This window comes from Xanthomonas sp. BRIP62409 (assembly GCF_003992965.1).
Lineage (GTDB): Bacteria > Pseudomonadota > Gammaproteobacteria > Xanthomonadales > Xanthomonadaceae > Xanthomonas > Xanthomonas euroxanthea.
The window spans coordinates 277,543-295,515 of the sequence record NZ_QEZJ01000020.1; the positions used below are offsets into that span (position 1 = coordinate 277,543).

The 17,973-nt window shown below is 66.9% G+C and carries 14 protein-coding genes; 6 read left to right on the plus strand and 8 right to left on the minus strand.

What is annotated here, in order from left to right:
- Positions 1-58 precede the first annotated feature (58 nt).
- A complete protein-coding gene (treA, locus tag EO170_RS10390) occupies positions 59-1,732 on the plus strand; it encodes an alpha,alpha-trehalase TreA (protein WP_126944660.1) in 1,674 nt (557 codons plus the stop codon).
- Between the two features lie 149 nt (positions 1,733-1,881).
- On the opposite strand, the gene EO170_RS10395 is transcribed toward treA, so the two are convergent.
- Both EO170_RS10395 and EO170_RS21865 read right to left on the minus strand, forming a co-directional pair.
- Complete coding sequence (locus EO170_RS10395) at positions 1,882-2,886, minus strand: arabinan endo-1,5-alpha-L-arabinosidase (RefSeq protein WP_241239412.1); 1,005 nt, start codon at positions 2,884-2,886, stop codon at positions 1,882-1,884.
- Between the two features lie 274 nt (positions 2,887-3,160).
- On the minus strand, positions 3,161-5,260 hold the full coding sequence (locus tag EO170_RS21865) for an NHL repeat-containing protein (protein ID WP_126944663.1): 2,100 nt from the start codon (positions 5,258-5,260) through the stop codon (positions 3,161-3,163).
- 202 nt (positions 5,261-5,462) lie between these two features.
- Between EO170_RS21865 and EO170_RS10405 the strand changes: the two genes are divergently transcribed.
- Positions 5,463-6,158, plus strand: a complete 696-nt coding sequence (locus EO170_RS10405) for an AIM24 family protein (RefSeq protein WP_104583728.1) — start codon at positions 5,463-5,465, stop codon at positions 6,156-6,158.
- A 544-nt stretch (positions 6,159-6,702) separates the two neighbouring features.
- On the opposite strand, the gene EO170_RS10410 is transcribed toward EO170_RS10405, so the two are convergent.
- The 3 genes from EO170_RS10410 to EO170_RS10420 form a co-directional block, all read right to left on the minus strand.
- The gene (locus EO170_RS10410; RefSeq protein ID WP_126944666.1) at positions 6,703-7,614 is read right to left on the minus strand and encodes a CorA family divalent cation transporter; all 912 of its coding nucleotides are present in this window, start codon (positions 7,612-7,614) and stop codon (positions 6,703-6,705) included.
- A gap of 185 nt (positions 7,615-7,799) precedes the next feature.
- Positions 7,800-9,176 (minus strand): D-serine/D-alanine/glycine transporter, encoded by a 1,377-nt coding sequence (gene cycA / locus EO170_RS10415; RefSeq protein WP_126944669.1) that lies wholly within the window; start codon positions 9,174-9,176, stop codon positions 7,800-7,802.
- Positions 9,177-9,506: 330 nt separating this feature from the next.
- The gene (locus EO170_RS10420; protein ID WP_126944672.1) at positions 9,507-9,722 is read right to left on the minus strand and encodes a hypothetical protein; all 216 of its coding nucleotides are present in this window, start codon (positions 9,720-9,722) and stop codon (positions 9,507-9,509) included.
- 376 nt (positions 9,723-10,098) lie between these two features.
- On the opposite strand from EO170_RS10420, the gene EO170_RS10425 reads away from it, so the two are divergent.
- Positions 10,099-10,899, plus strand: a complete 801-nt coding sequence (locus EO170_RS10425) for a transporter substrate-binding domain-containing protein (protein WP_126944675.1) — start codon at positions 10,099-10,101, stop codon at positions 10,897-10,899.
- 150 nt (positions 10,900-11,049) lie between these two features.
- Here EO170_RS10425 and EO170_RS10435 read toward each other — a convergent pair whose 3' ends face one another.
- Positions 11,050-11,925: a DMT family transporter gene (locus EO170_RS10435; protein WP_046345616.1), complete on the minus strand. Its 876-nt coding sequence runs from the start codon at positions 11,923-11,925 to the stop codon at positions 11,050-11,052.
- Between the two features lie 314 nt (positions 11,926-12,239).
- Here EO170_RS10435 and EO170_RS10440 point away from each other — a divergent pair, with 314 nt between their 5' ends.
- Complete coding sequence (locus EO170_RS10440; protein WP_104583722.1) at positions 12,240-13,091, plus strand: SAM-dependent methyltransferase; 852 nt, start codon at positions 12,240-12,242, stop codon at positions 13,089-13,091.
- 204 nt (positions 13,092-13,295) lie between these two features.
- Complete coding sequence (locus tag EO170_RS10445) at positions 13,296-13,850, plus strand: hypothetical protein (RefSeq protein ID WP_206513995.1); 555 nt, start codon at positions 13,296-13,298, stop codon at positions 13,848-13,850.
- 169 nt (positions 13,851-14,019) lie between these two features.
- Here the strand turns inward: EO170_RS10445 and EO170_RS10450 are convergent, their stop codons facing one another.
- A complete protein-coding gene (locus EO170_RS10450) occupies positions 14,020-14,232 on the minus strand; it encodes a hypothetical protein (RefSeq protein WP_119130657.1) in 213 nt (70 codons plus the stop codon).
- Positions 14,233-14,504: 272 nt separating this feature from the next.
- A complete protein-coding gene (locus EO170_RS10455; RefSeq protein ID WP_126944681.1) occupies positions 14,505-16,379 on the minus strand; it encodes a diguanylate cyclase in 1,875 nt (624 codons plus the stop codon).
- Positions 16,380-16,802: 423 nt separating this feature from the next.
- On the opposite strand from EO170_RS10455, the gene EO170_RS10460 reads away from it, so the two are divergent.
- Positions 16,803-17,894 (plus strand): DUF1615 domain-containing protein, encoded by a 1,092-nt coding sequence (locus tag EO170_RS10460; RefSeq protein ID WP_126944684.1) that lies wholly within the window; start codon positions 16,803-16,805, stop codon positions 17,892-17,894.
- Positions 17,895-17,973: the final 79 nt, after the last annotated feature.

Below are 17,973 nucleotides of genomic sequence, written 5' to 3' on the forward strand. Positions count from 1 at the left end.
CCGCCCGCCACTTCGGTCGTTTACCATGCCGCACGTCACTGCCCGTTCTGGAGATGCCATGAGTTCTGCCGCGCCCCCGTGCTGCACGTCGCTGCTTGGCCTGTCGCTGAGCATGTTCGTGGCGCCCTGCACGCTGACCGCCGCGCCGATGGACACTCCGGCCGTCAACGCCCCGGCGGCCACCCCGCCCACGCCCGACCTGGCCTACCCGGAACTGTTCCAGGCGGTGCAGCGCGGCGAGCTGTTCGACGACCAGAAGCACTTCGTCGACTTTCTGCCGCTGCGCGACCCGGCGCTGATCAACGCCGACTATCTGGCGCAGCACGACCACCCCGGCTTTGACCTGCGCAAGTTCGTGGATGCCAATTTCGAAGAGTCGCCGCCGGTGCAGACCGACGCGATCCGCCAGGACACCGCGCTGCGCGAACACATCCACGAACTGTGGCCCAAGCTGGTGCGCAGCCAGACCCACGTGCCGCCGTACAGCAGCCTGCTGGCGCTGCCATATCCGTACGTGGTGCCGGGCGGGCGTTTCCGCGAGGTGTACTACTGGGATTCCTACTTCACCATGCTCGGCCTGGTGAAGAGCGGGCAGACCACGCTCAGCCGCCAGATGCTGGACAACTTCGCCTACCTGATCGACACCTACGGGCATATCCCCAACGGCAACCGCAGCTACTACCTGAGCCGTTCGCAGCCGCCGTTCTTCTCCTACATGGTGGAACTGCAGGCCGGCGTGGAAGGCGAAGCGGTCTACCAGCGCTACCTGCCGCAGCTGCAGAAGGAATACGCCTACTGGATGCAGGGCAGCGACGGCCTGCAGCCTGGCCAGGCCGCGCGCCATGTGGTGCGCCTGGCCGACGGCAGCCTGCTCAACCGCTACTGGGACGAGCGCGACACCCCACGCCCGGAAGCCTGGCTGCACGACACCCGCACCGCCGCCGAGGCCGGCGACCGCCCGGCCGCCGAGGTCTACCGCGACCTGCGCGCCGGTGCCGAGAGCGGCTGGGACTACACCAGCCGCTGGCTGGCCGATGGGCAGAACCTGCGCACCATCCGCACCACCGCGATCGTGCCGATCGATCTGAACAGCCTGCTGTACCACCTGGAGCGCACGCTGGCCCAGGCCTGCGCGCAGCCCGGCGCCGAATGCACGCAGGACTACGCGGCGCTGGCACTGCAACGCAAGCAGGCCATCGATGCGCATCTGTGGAACGCGGCCGGCTACTACGCCGACTACGACTGGCAGGCGCGCAAGCTCAGCGACCAGGTCACCGCTGCGGCGCTGTATCCGCTATTCACCGGCCTGGCGACCGACGCGCATGCCAAACGCACGGCCAGCACCGTGCGTGCGCGCCTGCTGCGCCCCGGTGGCCTGGCCACCACCGCAGTGAAGACCGGCCAGCAATGGGACGAGCCCAATGGCTGGGCGCCGCTGCAATGGGTGGCGGTGGACGGCCTGCGCCGTTATGGCGAAGACGCACTGGCGCGCACCATCGGCGAGCGCTTCCTCACCCAGGTGCAGGCGCTGTTCGCGCGCGAGCACAAGCTGGTCGAAAAATACGGGCTGGAAGCCGATGCGGCCGGCGGCGGCGGTGGCGAATACGCGCTGCAGGACGGCTTCGGCTGGACCAACGGCGTCACCTTGATGCTGTTGAACCTGTATCCGGACACCGCGACCAAGCCGGCGCCTGTCAAACGCGTGCGCAAGCCCGAAGCGGCCACGCGCTGAGTGTGCGCCAGCGGCTGCCGGGCACTGCCCGGCAGCCGCTGGCGGCATCGCATGTCGATCAGTCGGCAGCCGCCGGCCGATCACTCGGACACGCATCGCCGGATCGTTGCGTCATTGCAAGGCGCCGCAGCGTGCTCCATTGACTGCTGCTACTGCACCACCGGCCATGCACTGCTGTCGTACCCCAGCCGGTTGATACCCAGGCGCGCATCGCCGCGGTCGTCGTAGTAGTGGTAGACCAGGATGTCGCCGTCGCCATCGCGAAACACCGATTGCCCGCCCGGCCCATGCATGCTGCCCAACCCGGACTGGATCACCGTGCCGCCGCCGTTGCGCATGTCCACCCCGGCGCGATCCAGATACGGCCCGGTCACCGAACGCGCACGCCCCACCGCAATCTTGTAGGTGCTGCTGGCGCCCTTGCAGCACGCATCGAACGACACGAACAGGTAGTACCAGCCATTGGCCTGCTGGATGAAAGGCGCCTCCACCGCGCCCGGGGACGGCCGGCTTGCCAGGCTGTAGCGCGTCGTGTTGCCGGACAGCTGCTTGCCGGTGCCGGGATCGAGCTGGATCAGCTTGATGCCCGACCAGAACGAGCCAAACGCCAGCCACCACTTGCCATTGCCATCCACCACCAGATTGCCGTCGATGGCGTTGTAGTCGTCGCTGCTCTTGGACGTATAGACGATGCCTTGATCCTTCCACGAGCCAGGCTTGCCGGTGCTGCTGCTGGCAAGCGCAATCGCCGAGGTATTGGTGGCGAATCTGGAGGCGGTGTAGTACATCAGATACTTCCCGCCATGGAAGGACACATCCGGCGCCCACAGCTGGTTGTCCGGGTTGTAGCTGCGTACCCAGCTCGGCATGCTGCTGAAGATCGCACCCGCATTGCTGAACTTGGTCCGGTCGGTACTGGTGACCACGCCGGTGGTGGCATAGATGTAGTACCGCCCGTCGCTCAGCTTGAGCATCGACGGATCGTGCACGATGGTGTCGCCGCTCACCACACCCGGCCCCACGGCCGCGTGCGCGGGTGCGCTGTGCAAGCCAGTGGCAGCAGCGACCAGGGCCAACAACGACGCGATCGCGCCACCACGCAGCGACATTCCAGACCAGCCCCCTTCCACTCGACTACCACCAACAACGCGCATCGCCCCACTCCTTGAACAACGTAACGACGTTTTCTGCAGGAGCAATCTAGCCCGGCAGCGCTGCCGCGAATCCGACGCCGATCCCAGAAGCACGGCGCAGGCGAGTTGGCACTGCGTTTTGCGACATGCCTTCGTAACGGAGCGTGCGATGCAGCCTAGTGCCGGGCGTGAGTCTGTGGATCGAATCTCGATCGCAGCGAGGTAATGCACAGGTGCCTGCACCCCGCATGCGTCACCGATACGCTATGTCATCATCAACGCAACGCTGCACGCGTCATTCCACCCGCACGTGTAGATCGCGATTGGCATTCGCCTCATTGCCGCTGTAATCACGCGCGGTTATGCGGAGTACGTAGTCGCCCGGCGGCAGCGCGCCCGCCTGCCACTGCCCATTGCCGATGCGACCATCGCGCACCATGTTGGTGACCAGATAGCGGAAGCGCGTCACCGCGCTGCCATGCACGGTGATGCCGCTGTCGGGCGCGTAGGCGGTAAGCACCGCAGCCGGATCGGCCGGCATGCGATCAAAAACGATCGTCATGTGCGGCTCCGCTTCGCCGGCCAGCGGTACGCCTTGCGCATCCAGCACCTGATAACCCAGCGCATACAGCCCCAGGCGACGACGCGGCAGATTGCGATCCACCTGGTCCCAGGCCTCCACCACGATCTGCACCGCAGTCCCGAGCGGTACGTGCACCCTGCCGCTGGTCATCGGCAGGGCTTGACCAGCTGAGTCGAGCAGACTCACCCGGTCGATATGCGGCGCCACATGGTCGGCATAACCTACAAAGCCCAGTTGCACCGCATTGCGTTCGAAGCCGTTGGCACCTGCGGTCAGATGCACATGCGCCATGCCGTTGAGCGTACCCAGTGCATCTCCGGCACGGAAACGCGTGCCGCGCAGCACACGCATGCGATCGGGCTTGCCATCCACATCCGTCACCAAATGGAAGCGCTGCGGATCCAGCGGCGTCCCTTGTGCGGTGCGGCCCACGCGCATATGGGTGTAGCCGATCGTGTCCAGTGCCAACCACTCGCCCAATTGCCCCAACCCCCAGGTCGGGTACGGGCTGGAAACTTTGGCATCGGCAATGGCGTACACGGTTTGGCCGACATCGCCACGGATATCCAGGCCCGCATGCAGATGATCGCGGCTGAGACCCTGGTAGTTGCCACGCACCTCGCCAAGCGTGCCGACCACCTCATGCCACCCGACCTGCGGCTGCAACGGCCAGCGGCCCTGGGTGACGGGCAACGGCTGCGTGGCAGCCGGCCCGACTACGGGCGCGGCGTTCGAGTTCGCCGCAGTGGCCGGCACCAGCCGATGCACGCGTGCGCCGCCAGCATCGCTGACATACACCGCACCTTGCGCATCCACCGCGATCCCGGCCGGGCGCGACATGCGTTGCATCACGTCCTCGCCGCTCATTGTCACCACATGCCCGGCACGCGTCACCTGCAGCACGCGCCCGCTTGCATCGCCCACGTACAGCACGCCGTCGTGGGTGAGCGCAATAGTCATCGGGCGATGCAACAGCGGGCTGAGGTCGGCAGGATCGCCACCGATCAAGGTGCTGACGCTGCCATCCGGTGCAATACGGCGAATCGCGTCGTTACGCATGTCGGCCACCCACACCACACCATGCGCATCTACCTTGAGGTCGGTCGGCGTATCGAAGCGCGCCTGATCGCCAACACCATCGGCCATGCCCGGCAAGGCGCCGCCGGCCAGGGTGCTTACCTGCCCATCTGGCGCGATCACGCGGATGCGATCGTTGTAGGTATCGGCAACATACACGCGCCCTTGCGTGTCCACCGCCACGCCGATCGGGCCATTGAAGCGTGCCTGCGCAGCGGCACCGTCGCGAAAACCGGCACTGCCATCGCCGGCCAGCGTGGTCACCACGCCTTGTGGCGTGCGTTTGCGGATCGCATGGTTGCCGGTGTCGGCGATGTAGAGATTGCCGGCCGTATCGAAGGCGATACCCGACGGCGTATTGAATTCCGCCGCCGCGTCAACGCCATCGCCGAATCCTTCCTGCCCACCGGCCACAGTCTGCACGCTGCCGTTGTCGAGCAGCCTGCGAATGCGGTTGTTGTCGCCGCCATCGGCGATGTACAGCGCGCCGTGCGGACCGATCGCCAGTCCGTAGGGATCGGCAAACCGTGCATCGGCAGCACGGCCATCCACTGCGCCACGCACACCGCTGCCGGCAACCCACTGCAACTGCGCCTTCCAGCCCAGTTGCGTCGCCGTGGGACCTTGAGCTTGCGGCAGCGCATCGGGTGCCGGCGCAGACCACCAGCTCGCCAGCGACGCCGCCGCGCCTGCCAGAAGAACTGTGCAGATCCATAGCGCGTGTCGTTTTGTCATGCCGGTCGCGGGTGTCGGAGGACTCGCACTTTAAGCGCTTCTCGCCGGTTGCAGCGACTGGTGGCAGTGGTGCGTGAAGCACGAGACGCACTGCGCCACTGCCGTAACGCCGGCACCCACTGCCCAAGAGCGCTTGCACGTGCTGCTGACGCACCAGCCTGCCGCGTATCATGCGCACTCTTTCACGCATCGGGATGGACCCATGGCCGTACGCACGCTCAACGAATTTCTCGCCCATTCCAAGGAAAAGGACGTCAGCCCCGATCCGTTCGAACTGGAAAACCCGCACCTGCTGGAAGTGCGCCTCAACGGCATGGTGTGGTCCAAGGCCGGCGCCATGGTCGCGCGCACCGGCAACGTCAAGTTCACCCGCGAGGGACTGCTGGAACAGGGCCTGGGCAACCTGCTGAAGAAGGCCGTCAGCGGCGAAGGCATGCAGCTGATGAAGGCCGAAGGCCAGGGCCGGGTGTATCTGGCCGACCTCGGCAAGCTGGTGACCTTGCTGCGCTTGAATGGCGAGGCGATCTTCGTCAACGGCAACGACGTGCTGGCCTTCGAATCCGGTGTCGAACACAAGATCACGATGATGCGCAAGGTGGCCGGCATGCTGTCCGGCGGCCTGTTCAACGTGCGCCTGAGCGGCCACGGCATCGTGGCGATCACTTCGCACTACGAGCCGCTGACCCTGCCGGTCACCGCCGCCAGCGGCCCGGTGTTCACCGACCCCAATGCCACCGTGGCCTGGTCGGGCACGCTGAGCCCGGAGCTGGTGACCGACGTGTCGATCGGCACGCTGTTCGGCCGCGGCTCGGGCGAGAGCCTGCAGATGCGCTTTGCCGGCGAAGGCTGGGTGGTGGTGCAGCCGTACGAAGAGGCCAGCTTCCAGGCCAAGGGCTGATCCAGCCCGCCCCGTAGCAATCAGCAAGGCGCATCGCCTGGTCGCACGCTACGCAGCTAGGCAGTTTTCCAGTCACGACACGGTGCGCAGTGACAGCTGCGCACCCCAGCCCCCTGTAGGAGCGCACCTGGGCGCGAGGGACTGACCGGTAACGCCACGTCGCGCCCGGGTGCGCTCCTACGGGTTTCGTGCATTTTGCCGCGCGATCCACAACTACCGAAGCCGCATTGGCTTGGCAGTGCGTGGTCGCGAGTCGTGCGCACCAGATGATGCGTTGGCGGCACGTCGTAGGAGCGCACCCGGGCGCGAGGGACTTACCGGTAACGCCATGTCGCGCCCGGGTGCGCTCCTACGGGCTTCCGGTAGTTTGGCGCGCGCTGCGCAGCTACCGAATTGCACTGGCTCGGCAGTGCGTGGTCGCGAGTCGTGCGCACCAGATGATGCGCTGGCGGCACGTCGTAGGAGCGCACCCGGGCGCGAGGGACTTACCGGTAACGCTATGTCGCGCCCGGGTGCGCTCCTACGGGCTTATGGCCCTGATGCGTTACACCCAGCCACGTTTGCGAAACCACGCCAGCGGAACCAACATGCTCAGCACGATCACGCCCAGCGCCCAGTAGTAGGCATCGTGCCATTTGAGCTCGGGCATGTAGGCGAAGTTCATGCCCCAGATGCCGACCAGCACCGTTGGCGGAATGCCGACCACCGACGCCACCGCCATCACCTTCATCACGTTGTTCTGGTCCATGTTGATCATGCCCAGCACGCTGTCGAGCAGGAACTCGATGCGGTCGTCCATGTGCTGCTGGAACTCGCTCAGGGTGGTCAGGTCCTTGTGCAGCAAGCCGATGCGCTTGGCCGCATCGGCGCCGAACCAGTCCGGCACAGTGCCGTCCAGATAGGTGACTAGGCGCAGCAGTCCCTGCCCGGCATTGTGCAGGCCGCCCAGACGCCGCCCCATGCCACCGACCTGATGCAGCATGCGCTCCAGGTCCTTGGTCTTGTGCGGGTTGTCGAACACCTGGCGGGTGGTGTCGGTGACCTCGGCTTCCAGCGATTCCAGCCGGTCTGCCAGCCGCCCCACCAGCTGGTCGAAGATGCGCAGCAGCAGATCGTCGGCGCTATGGCAGGGGTCATGTTGCAGCTGCGCCGCCACTGCATCCAGCGAACCCATGTGCTGCTCGCGCAGGGTCACCAGCATGGTGGGCGACAGCGCAAAGCCCAGCGGCGCGGTCGGGCCATCGTCGTCCTGAAAGCGCGGCACGTTGAGAAACAGCACCTCGCCCTGGCGCCGCACCCGGCTGGAGAATTCGATCTCGCCGATGGCTGCGCGATCCGGCAGCGCAAACCCCACCGTGTCTGCGGCCTGCGCCAGTTCCTGCGCGCTGGCCTGGCACAGGTCGACCCAGCACCCTTGTGTGTGCTGCGTTGTGGCGATCGGGTGCGTGGTGATCATGCGGTGGGCCGTGGCGATGGATGGCGGCGAGCATCCCGTTCCATCCGATCCGCGTCAACGTCACGCGCACAACGCGCTTAGCTGCCAGTGGCCTTTATCTCGGCGCCGTGCAGCCACACACGCCAAGGCCCCGCAATGCAGGGCCTTGAGGATGTCTTCGGTGGATGTATCGGCCGTGCGTGCGCTCAGCCGCTGCGCGCCTGCTGCCGCTTCACCGCATAGCCGATCGCCAGGATCAGGAACCACACCGGGCTGGCCAGCAGCGCCTGGCGCGTATCGGCCTGCAAGGTCAGCAGCACGATGACGAAGGCGAAGAACGCCAGGCACACGTAGCACATCACCACGCCACCGGGCATCTTGAACGCCGAGGCCGCGTGCTGCTCGGGCCGCTTGCGCCGGTATGCGATGTAGGCGCACAGGATCAACGACCACACGAACATGAAGAGCACCGCCGACAAGGTGGTGACCAGCGTGAACGCGGTGACCAGGTTGGGGATCAGATACACCAGCATCGCACCCAGCAACAGGCACAGGCAGGAGAACAGCAGGCCACGTGCCGGCACCGCCGCACGCGAGAGCTTGGCAAAGCCCTTGGGCGCGTGCTGCTCCTCGGCCAGGCCGTAGAGCATGCGGCTGGTGGAGAAGATGCCGCTGTTGGCCGAGGAGGTGGCCGAGGTCAGCACCACGAAGTTGATCAGGCTCGCGGCCGCCGGCACCCCAGCCAGCACGAACAGCTCCACGAACGGGCTCTTGTCGGCCACCACCTGCCGCCACGGCGTCACCGCCATGATCGCGATCAGCGCCAGCACGTAGAAAATCAAAATGCGCACCGGGATCGAGTTGATCGCCTTGGGCAGGTTGCGGCGCGGGTCTGCGGTTTCCGCAGCAGTGGTGCCGACCAGCTCGATGCCGACGAAGGCGAACACCGCGATCTGGAACCCGGCAAAGAACCCGCCAATGCCCATCGGGAACATGCCGCCGTCGTTCCACAGGTTCGACAGCGAGGCCACGTTGCCCGACGGCGAACGGAAGCCCCAGGCCACCAGCCCGGCGCCGGTGATGATCAGCGCGCAGATAGCGATGATCTTGATCAGCGCGAACCAGAACTCCATCTCGCCGAACAACCTGACCGTCACCAGGTTCAGGCTCAGCAGCAACAGCACGCAGAGAATGGCGGGGATCCACGGCGCCAGCCCCGGAAACCAGAACTGCGCATAGGCGGCGATCGCAATGACATCGGCGATGGCGGTGATGATCCAGCAGAACCAGTACGTCCACCCGCAGAAGAACCCGGCCCACGGCCCGAGCAGGTCGGTGGAGAAGTCGATGAACGACTTGTACTCCAGGTTGGACAGCAGCAATTCGCCCATCGCGCGCATCACGAAGAACAGCATCGCGCCGATGATCAGATACACGAACAGGATCGACGGGCCGGCCAGGCTGATCGTCTTGCCCGAGCCCATGAACAGCCCTGTGCCGATCGCGCCACCGATGGCGATCAGCTGCAGGTGGCGATTGGAGAGACTACGTTGCAGATGATCGGGCGCGGACGAATCAGACATGGGGCACGGCACCGGCAAGTGAACAAGCCGTCAAAAATACGAGATCGCGGCAGCGCACACCAGCGGTTTGCGTCGCCGTGCCGGGTAGGCCACAGCGCGCGCCGGCGCAGGTGGCCGGCTTGCCCCACCCTGGTGCGCCAGATATCCGTACGTCCGGCACTGCTCTCATCGAAGAATCGCAGCCCCGTCGATGCGCGCACCCCACCGCCCCGAGCGTCATCGCCATCTGCCTGGCACGTGCGTATTGCAACGACCGACGCTGAGAGAATCCCGGTACCGGCCGCGCTTACCAGGTGACTGATCGAGCTTAGCCGCGATTACCCACCCGTATTACCCACCCGCAAGCCCACCGCCAACTCGGCCTGGCAAGGCCTGGTCGTCATCTTCTTCCAGGTCGCCCACCTCCTCGCGCAAACCGCCTTGCTGCGGCGTCTGCTCTTCCAGCGGGATCTCGTCTTCATTGGTATCCGGATCGGGCGTGCCGTGCACCGATAGACCGGCATTGGCGATGGTCATCGGGCGCGCAGTGCGTGGATTGAGCTGCATGGAGTGGCTCCGGTGGGTTCGAATGGAGCCCCGACAGTGCGCATCGCAGCGCTACCGCACCGTGATCCCGGGCGGAATCGTACTGACATACCGTTGACGCCGGCAGGCTGACGCGCGTCGACATGGCTCGCCCACTTGGCACTTGGCGCCTGTCCCTGGCACTTGCACTTGCACTTGCACCTGGCACTTTGCGACCAAAAGACAAAGGGCCATGTCTATCGCCAAGGCAGTCTGCGTGCAGACGCCGCTGCGGCCTGGCCGGCCTGGAGCGCAAGCGTTGGCGCGTTCGCCTGAGATCGACTTGTCCGCTGGAGCCGTACTCGACCACGCCGTGCCGACCGCGGCTATCATGGCCGCACTCCTTCGAGGCCACGCCATGCGCCATCGCATCTGCCTTGTAGTGCTGCTGAGCTGCGGCATCGCGCACGCGGCCGAGCCCGAGCCTGCCTCGCGCCTGGATGCGGTGCTGCAGTCGGGTGTGCTGCGGGTCTGCACCACCGGCGACTATCGTCCTTACTCGCTGGTGCGCGCCGACGGGCAGTTCGAAGGCAGCGATATCGCTCTGGCGCAATCGCTGGCCGGCAGCCTGGACGCGCGCGTGGAGTTCGTCCGCACCAGCTGGCCGCAACTGATGCCCGACCTGCTCGCCAATCGCTGCGACATCGCCGTCGGCGGCATTTCGGTCACCTTGCAACGGCAGCGCCAGGCCGGTTTCAGCACGATGCTGGACGTGGACGGCAAGATTCCGCTGGTGCGCTGCGCCGACCAGGCGCGCTACCGCAGCATCGCGCAACTCAATCGACCCGAGGTGCGCGTGATCGAACCGCCCGGCGGCACCAACGAGGCCTTCGCACGCCACCAATTGCCGCGCGCAAGCCTGCGCCTGTTCGCCGACAACACCACCATCTTCCAGGAGCTGCTGGCGCAGCGCGCGGACGTGATGATCACCGACGCCTCCGAAGCGCTCCACCAGCAGGCACGCCTGCCCGGCCTGTGCGCGGTCGCACCGGAGCAGCCACTGCAATACGGCGAAAAGGCCTTCCTGCTACCGCGCAACGACCACGCCTGGAAAGCCTATGTCGATCAGTGGCTGCACCTGAGCAAGGCCAGCGGCGAGTACGCGCGCATCGTCGAAACCTGGCGTGCACCGCGCAAGGAATCCACGACGGCGCCGTGACGGGAATCGGGAATCGGGAATCGGGAATCGGGAATCGGGAATCGGGAATCGGGAATCGCAACAGCATCAAGCGCATCGCGACATTTCGATATAGCGCCCCTCCGATTCCCCATTCCCCATTCCCGATTCCCGCGGCGCACAGCGCCGCCCTCAGACAATCTTGGTCCGCCGCCACCACCGCGAGACCTGCTCTTCGCGGATCAGCGTAAACAGCCCGGCGCCCAGAATCAGCGCGATACCGACCGCCATCGGCCAGTCCAGGTGGTCGTGAAACAGCAGGTAGCCGAAGGCGATCGCCCACAGCATCTGGCTGTATTGCGTTGGCGCAACCACACTCACCGGTGCCATGCGCGTGGCATACATCAGGCAGATCGCCGCCAGGCCGGCAAGCAGGCCATAGCCGGCCAACAGGCCCCACTGCGACAGCGTGGGCCAGACAAAGGTCGGCAACATCATGATCCCGCCCATCACCAACGGGCCGATCACCCCGGCGCCGTACAAGGTCAGGCGTTTTTCGCTGTGGCCGGCCATGCGCAGGGTGATGACCGAGATGGCGCCGACCAGGCCGCACACGATCGCGGCCACATGCCCATGGGTGAGATGGCGAAAGCCCGGGCGCAGCACGATCAACACGCCGATGAAACCCACGATCACCGCCGACCAGCGCCGCCAGTGCACCTCTTCCTTGAGAAACACCACCGACAGCACGGTGACGAAGATCGGCATCAGGAAGATCAGCGCGAATGCCTCGGCCATCGGCAAGGTGGTGAACGCAATCACCGAGGTCAGATTGCCGATGGCGCCGGTAAGCGCACGCAACAACCACAGGCTGGGCTGCTTGGCCATCACCAGTTCGCGCAACCGGTCGTCCGGCTTCTTCAGGAATGGCACGGCCACCAGCATCAGCAAGGCGCCGAGAAACAGCACTTCGTAGACCGGCAGCGTGCCTTCCAGCAGCTTCACGAACGCATCGCTGATCGAATAGGCCGCATAGCAGGCAAACCCCAACAACACACCCTTCAGCATTGCCGATCCTCCATTGCCGATCCTCCACGGTTGGCGCCAATCGGACACCATGTCGACGGGGCAGTGCGCAGTATGCGGTGCGGCGTGCGCCAGAGGAATCGGCGCAGGTCTCCGGGCACAGGCGCTCATGCACTGCCACCGGCACCGCCGCACACGGCCGGGCTGGCCACCGCGTTGCAGAACGGCCGCTGCGCCGCACCGCCGGCGTGCGGGTCATGCATTGGATGCCCATGCGCGGTGGGTCGGTTACGATGCCGGTCCATCCCTTGTAATGGCGACGCGCGTCACGCGCGCCGACCCCAGACCAGCGACCCGTGCCCCACTACTCCGGCCCACTCCTCACCTGCTCCGATGCCCAGGCACTGCTTGCCGCGCGCGGCAGTGGCCTGACCCAATGGACCGGCTCGCTGGACCTGGGCCGCAGTACCGGCATCGCCCAGCTGGACGCGCAGACCTGGCAGTGGCGTGGCCGGGGTTACCCGTATCCGGGCAAGCTCAAGGAGCGCACGCTGTACTTCTGGGACGGTGACGACTTCGCCCCGATCTCGCGCTTCGGCGGCGCGTTGATCAAGCTGGTTCCCACCGAATGGGGCGCGCCGACCTTCGAGATCGATGGCATCAAGATGCTGCCTTCGGCGCAGCTGTCGCCGTTCGAGGATGCGCGCCGCAAGGTGGCGCTGGTCGATCCGCGCGGCAAGGTCGTGCTGGATACCTGTGGCGGGCTGGGCTACTTCGCCGCCTGCTGCCTGGAGGCCGGGGTGGCGCAGCTGCAGTCGTTCGAGAAGAATGCCGACGTGCTGTGGCTGCGCACGCTCAATCCGTGGTCGCCGGATCCGGACGATGCCGCCCACGGCGGGCGTCTGCAGCTGACCCAGGCGGATATCTCGCAGCACATCGCCACGCTGGCTGACGGTGCGTTCGACGCCATCCTGCATGACCCGCCGCGTTTCGGCATCGCCGGCGAGCTGTACTCGCAGCTGTTCTACGACCAGCTGGCGCGGGTGTTGCGGCGTGGCGGGCGCCTGTTCCATTACACCGGCGCGCCCAACCGGCTCACCAGCGGGCGCGATGTGCCCAACGAGGTAAGCAAACGCTTGAGCAAGGCCGGTTTCAGCACGCAGCTGGCGCTGGATGGCGTGCTGGCGACGCTGCCGGCGCGGCGCTGACTGCACGATTTTTCTGAGGTGACCGAAGCGCGCAGTCTGGAGCGGCCAGCCGTGTGTCGATGCTGCGGGCGAAACCGCGGTACAGCAGACAGACGCCACACCGAGTATCGGCTACCCGTACGCGTGAGGCGCATCGCGTCTGCCACCCGCATCAGGCCTGCAAACGGATCTGCGATACTGCACTGCCCACGACAAGGACGTTGCATGCGCATCCACCTTACGACCTGGTTGTTGACCGCGCTGGTGGTGATGACCGGCGCGCCGGCACACGCGCAGACCGCGCCGCAAACACCGTCACCGTCGCAGTCCATGTCCGACGTCACCGCCCGCCATCCGGTCACCACCGCCATCCTGGCCGGGCGCACGATTCGCCTGGGCGAACACGCCGGCAAGTGCGCGCTGCTGCGCGATGATGAAGTGCTCCCGCTGGACATCGGCGCGCCGTGCTACTTCAGCATCAATCGCGAGCATGGCGCCCAGGTGCATCACTTCAACGGCAGCGATATCGTGCTCGTGCAACACGCCCACCCCCGCGCGGAGCCGGACTGGGACATCAAGCTGTACGGGCCGATCTGCGCGTTCGAAGCGCAGGCCGTGCGCGAGGTGGATGGCGTGCTGGAACCCGGCAGCGTCGCCAACTCCTGGCCCTGCGACCCCACCGTGGGCGCCGATCAGAAGCAGTTCGTCTACAGCTACGACACCTGGCCCAAGCGCGAGACGCAGGCGCCATCGCGCAAGCAAAAGCAAACGCAGCCCTGATTGCCGCATGACGCGCAGGTGTCGATCGGCGCAGGCGGTGCCACCGCCTTGCGGCCCGTTTGCTGATCAACACCGTGTACTGACCAGCGGCTCGCCGCACGCGGGCGCAGCCGCGTCGTCGTCGACAGTGTGGCACCGCAGTTGCGCATGCCGTGGAGCACCGCGCAGGTCATCGCCGGCCGCGTCTGTGCGCCGTCCAGGCGACGTAGGCGAACCAGGCGATGACCGCCAACGGCACACTGGTCAGTAACGCATCCCAGCCGATGGCGATCCAGAACCGCTGCGGGTCTGCATCCGCATGGAAGATCCTGGTCGGCCGGCCGCGGATGACGCTGATATAGCGCCCCGTGACGATCGCCTCCAGCAACAGCCACAGCCGCATGCAGCAGGCGATCGCCACGACAACGGCCCCCCCGCCGATGATCCATTCATGGATCCGGGATGCTGCGGGAGCTGGCGCAGGTGGCGGTGATTTGGGCCGCTTTTTTTTCACGCAGGCATCGGTTCGCTGGAGGCGGCGCAGTGTACGCCCGTGGGTGTCGGGCGGTCGCGGGCAGAGCACTGGTGACCGCTGCCACGCACCACCGCGCGCACTGCACTCGGTGCATCAGCGAGCGCTGCGGCAGCCAGGCCGCAGGCGCCCTCATCCACGCGTCAACATACCGCCCACTGATCGCGCCCGGCGGTCTTGGCGGCGTACAGGGCAAGATCGGCCTGCCCCAGCAGCACATCCAGGCCGATTCCTGCAGTCACGCTCACCGCGCCCATGCAGAAGCGCACCGGCTGGTCGGTGGGCAGGCCGGCGATCTCGATCGCGGCCACTGCATTACGCAGCCGCGTAAACACGGCAGGAATCTCTTCTGCGCTGCAGCCCGGCAGCACCAGCAGGAATTCCTCCCCGCCCAGCCGTCCCAGGCGATCCTGCGTCCGCAGCGCCAGCCTGGAGGCGCAGGCAAGCGCCTTGAGCACGGCATCGCCGGCAGCGTGCCCGTGCACGTCGTTGATCAGCTTGAAGTGGTCCAGGTCGATCAATGCCAGCATGCACGGCACCTGCGAGCGCACCGATTGCTCGACCTGCTGCTGCGCCTCGGCGCGAATGGCGCGGCGGTTGGGCAGGCCGGTGAGTTCGTCGCGCATCGCCAGCCGCGAGAGTTGCCGCCGATGGCACGCACCGAAGGCCAGCACCACCAACGCACCCAGCAACAACAGGCAGGCCGCACACAGGGCGATCCACAAGGCGCGTTGACCGGCTTCGCGGGCCTGCAAGGCCAGTTGCGCGGTCTCGCTGCGCCGGCGCAGCTCGGCGGTTTCGGCGCCACGGCGCGCGTCTTCGTAACGCGCCTGCAGGCGCAGCATCACGGTGTCGCGCTGGCGATCCAGGCTTTGCGCGCGCAGCGTGTTGGCGCGTTGCAGTTCCTGGTATGCCTCGGCATGACGCCCCTCCGCTGCCAGTGCCTGGGCAATGGCATCGAGCAGCTTCGCGCGCCGCCCCAGCGACAGGTGGGGGTCGTCCGCCGCCTTGGCCGCGACGATCTCCACGCCGAGGCTGCCGGACTTGAGCGCGGTCAATGCCTGCAGCAACACCGCATGGCAGGCGGCCACCCGGCCGACATTGCCCTGGCGTTGCATCAACGGCAGTGCCTCGCGCGCCATTGCCAATGCCGCGGTGGCATCGCCGGCTTCGATCAGGACCTCGCTGCCGCTGGTCAATGCCGCGGCCACACCGGCCTGATCGCCCAGCTCGCGACTGAGCGCCAGCGCGCGCTTGAAATGCAGCAACGCCGCGTCCGGCTGCTGCGCTGCCAGCGACGTGCCGTACTCGTATTCGATCAGGCTGCGCTGAAAGCGTGCCGGCTGGCCGCGCAGGCGCTCCAGGGCGCGCTGCAGGTAGTCTTCGGCGTCGTTGTCCTCGGTCGAGCGGCCACCCACGCGGCTGGCCAGCGAGCCGAGCTGGGTCAAGGCATCCAGCTCCAGGCCCAGGCTGTGTTCGCGCACTGCGCACTGGTAGCTGGCCTGTGCGGCGTTCCAGGCCTCGTCGCTGCTGCCGGAGGCGAGCATGCTCCACATGTCGACCGCCTCGACCTCGCACAGCAGATCGTTGCGCCCCAGCGCACGCGCCTGCTGACGCAGCGCTTCCAGCCGCGCCAGCATGCCGCGGTTGGGACTCTCGCGCACATCGCTGAGCGCCTGCACGATCGCCAGCCACAGCTGCGCCTGCGCCGTGTTGCCACGCACGTTCGTCAACATCGCACGCGCCTGGGCCAGGGCCGCCTGACGGCGCTCGCTCTCTTCCAGGGAAATCAGCACGCGCGCCTGCGCCAGCAAGGCCCAGAACTGCGCGTCGGCATCGCCATCGCTGCGGGCACGCTGCAACGCGGCCTGGGCGACCTGCAGGGCGGCCCTGGGGTCGTCGATCGTGGCGGTTTCGATGCGCTTCCATGGCTGCGGCTGCGCCCACAGCGTCGCACTGCACAGCATCGCGGCCATCGCAACGACCATGCGCCGCCAGCGCGGCGTCGCGCCGCTCATCGGGCCCTCACGGCGACGACAAGCCACACCGCATGGCTGCCGTGGACGGGACATGCCGCCCGCCCCGTATCGGGTTTGCTGGTTGCTGCAGCACTGAAGCTCTCCCGTGGCTGGCTGGCTGGCGGTGGAATCGGAGCGACGTCGGCGTCTGCCTGACGCCGCGATGCAAACACACGGTCATGATGACTGGCGAGCGCGGCAGGTCATGTGATCGCCACGCATTGCGCCAGGATCGTTAGCGGCCTGCGGGCTGCGGGCTTGAATCGGCCTGCAGCTCGTGCCGGTGGCGACCGGCGGCCGGGCGCGTTGCGAAACGCCTGCGACCCGGCAGGCTGGCCGCAGCCGCCCTGCTGCACTCGCCGGATGCGGCCCGGCGACAGCCACGTAAACTGCCGCACCGCCCCCACCGATCCTGGAGACGCCGTGACATCCCGCCTGCCCCGCCTGCTCACGCTGCTTGCCGTCGCCTTGCTGTCGGCCTGCGCCACCCAGGCGCCGCGCGCGCCACAGCGCTCGCCGGACGCGGTCAAGGCCGACATCGCCCGGCGCCTGCCGACCACGCTGACCGATCGCGCCGGCTGGGCCGACGATGTGTACGTGGCGCTGTCCTCGCAGGGGCCGGACACCAGCGCCGAGGACATCTGCGCGGTGCTGGCGGTGACCGAGCAGGAGTCGACCTACCAGGCCAACCCGGTCGTGCCCAATCTCGGCAGGATTTCGCGCGCGGAGATCGACCGCCGTGCCGGCGCGCATCACATCCCCGGCTTCATGGTCGATGCCGCCTTGCGCATCGCCTCGCCCGATGGCCGCAGCTATGCCACGCGCATTGCCAGCGCGCGCACCGAACAGGAGCTGAGCCGCATCTTCGAAGACTTCACCGGCAGCGTGCCGCTGGGCGCGCGCCTGTTCGATGGGCTCAATCCGGTGCATACCGCCGGGCCGATGCAGGTCAGCATCGCGTTTGCCGAGCAGCACGCCGAGCGCTATCCGTATCCGCCTGGCGACTCGATCCGCCACGAGGTCTTCAGCCGTCGCGGCGGGCTGTGGTTCGGCACCCGGCACCTGCTCGGCTACCCGGCCAGTTACGACGCGCTGCTGTACCGCTTTGCCGACTTCAACGCCGGCTGGTACGCCAGCCGCAATGCCGCGTTCCAGGCAGCGCTGAGCAAGGCCAGCGGGATCGCATTGACCCTGGACGGCGACCTGCTGACGCCCGGCGCCAGCCTGGATGCGCCCGGCGCCACCGAACGCGCCGCACGCGCCCTGGGCAGCCAGCTGGCGATGAGTGACCGTCAGCTCCGCCGTGCCCTGGAGGCCGGCAACTCCATCGATTTCCAGGACACCGAGCTGTATCGCCAGGTGTTCGCGCTGGCCGAGCGCAGCGCCGGCAAACCGCTGCCACGTGCGGTACTGCCCGGCATCACCCTGGACAGCCCCAAGATCACCCGCACCCTCACCACCGCCTGGTTCGCGCAGCGGGTCAACGCGCGCTGGAAGCGGTGTATGGGCAAGTAGTCGCCGGTGCCGCAGGGCGAGCGGCACCTGGGGCGCCACGCCTGGCATCTTCGTTCCACGGCAAGGCACGACGTTTGGC

Excerpts from the sequence above, each read along its gene's own strand:
- EO170_RS10395 (WP_241239412.1), bottom strand. The coding sequence starts at position 2,886 with ATGCGCGTTGTTGGTGGTAGTCGAGTGGAAGGGGGCTGGTCTGGAATG.
- EO170_RS10425 (WP_126944675.1), top strand. The coding sequence starts at position 10,099 with ATGCGCCATCGCATCTGCCTTGTAGTGCTGCTGAGCTGCGGCATCGCG.
- EO170_RS21865 (WP_126944663.1), bottom strand. The coding sequence starts at position 5,260 with ATGACAAAACGACACGCGCTATGGATCTGCACAGTTCTTCTGGCAGGC.
- EO170_RS10445 (WP_206513995.1), top strand. The coding sequence starts at position 13,296 with ATGCGCATCCACCTTACGACCTGGTTGTTGACCGCGCTGGTGGTGATG.
- EO170_RS10435 (WP_046345616.1), bottom strand. The coding sequence starts at position 11,925 with ATGCTGAAGGGTGTGTTGTTGGGGTTTGCCTGCTATGCGGCCTATTCG.
- cycA (WP_126944669.1), bottom strand. The coding sequence starts at position 9,176 with ATGTCTGATTCGTCCGCGCCCGATCATCTGCAACGTAGTCTCTCCAAT.
- EO170_RS10455 (WP_126944681.1), bottom strand. The coding sequence starts at position 16,379 with ATGAGCGGCGCGACGCCGCGCTGGCGGCGCATGGTCGTTGCGATGGCC.
- EO170_RS10420 (WP_126944672.1), bottom strand. The coding sequence starts at position 9,722 with ATGCAGCTCAATCCACGCACTGCGCGCCCGATGACCATCGCCAATGCC.
- EO170_RS10410 (WP_126944666.1), bottom strand. The coding sequence starts at position 7,614 with ATGATCACCACGCACCCGATCGCCACAACGCAGCACACACAAGGGTGC.
- treA (WP_126944660.1), top strand. The coding sequence starts at position 59 with ATGAGTTCTGCCGCGCCCCCGTGCTGCACGTCGCTGCTTGGCCTGTCG.
- EO170_RS10450 (WP_119130657.1), bottom strand. The coding sequence starts at position 14,232 with ATGCGGCTGTGGCTGTTGCTGGAGGCGATCGTCACGGGGCGCTATATC.
- EO170_RS10405 (WP_104583728.1), top strand. The coding sequence starts at position 5,463 with ATGGCCGTACGCACGCTCAACGAATTTCTCGCCCATTCCAAGGAAAAG.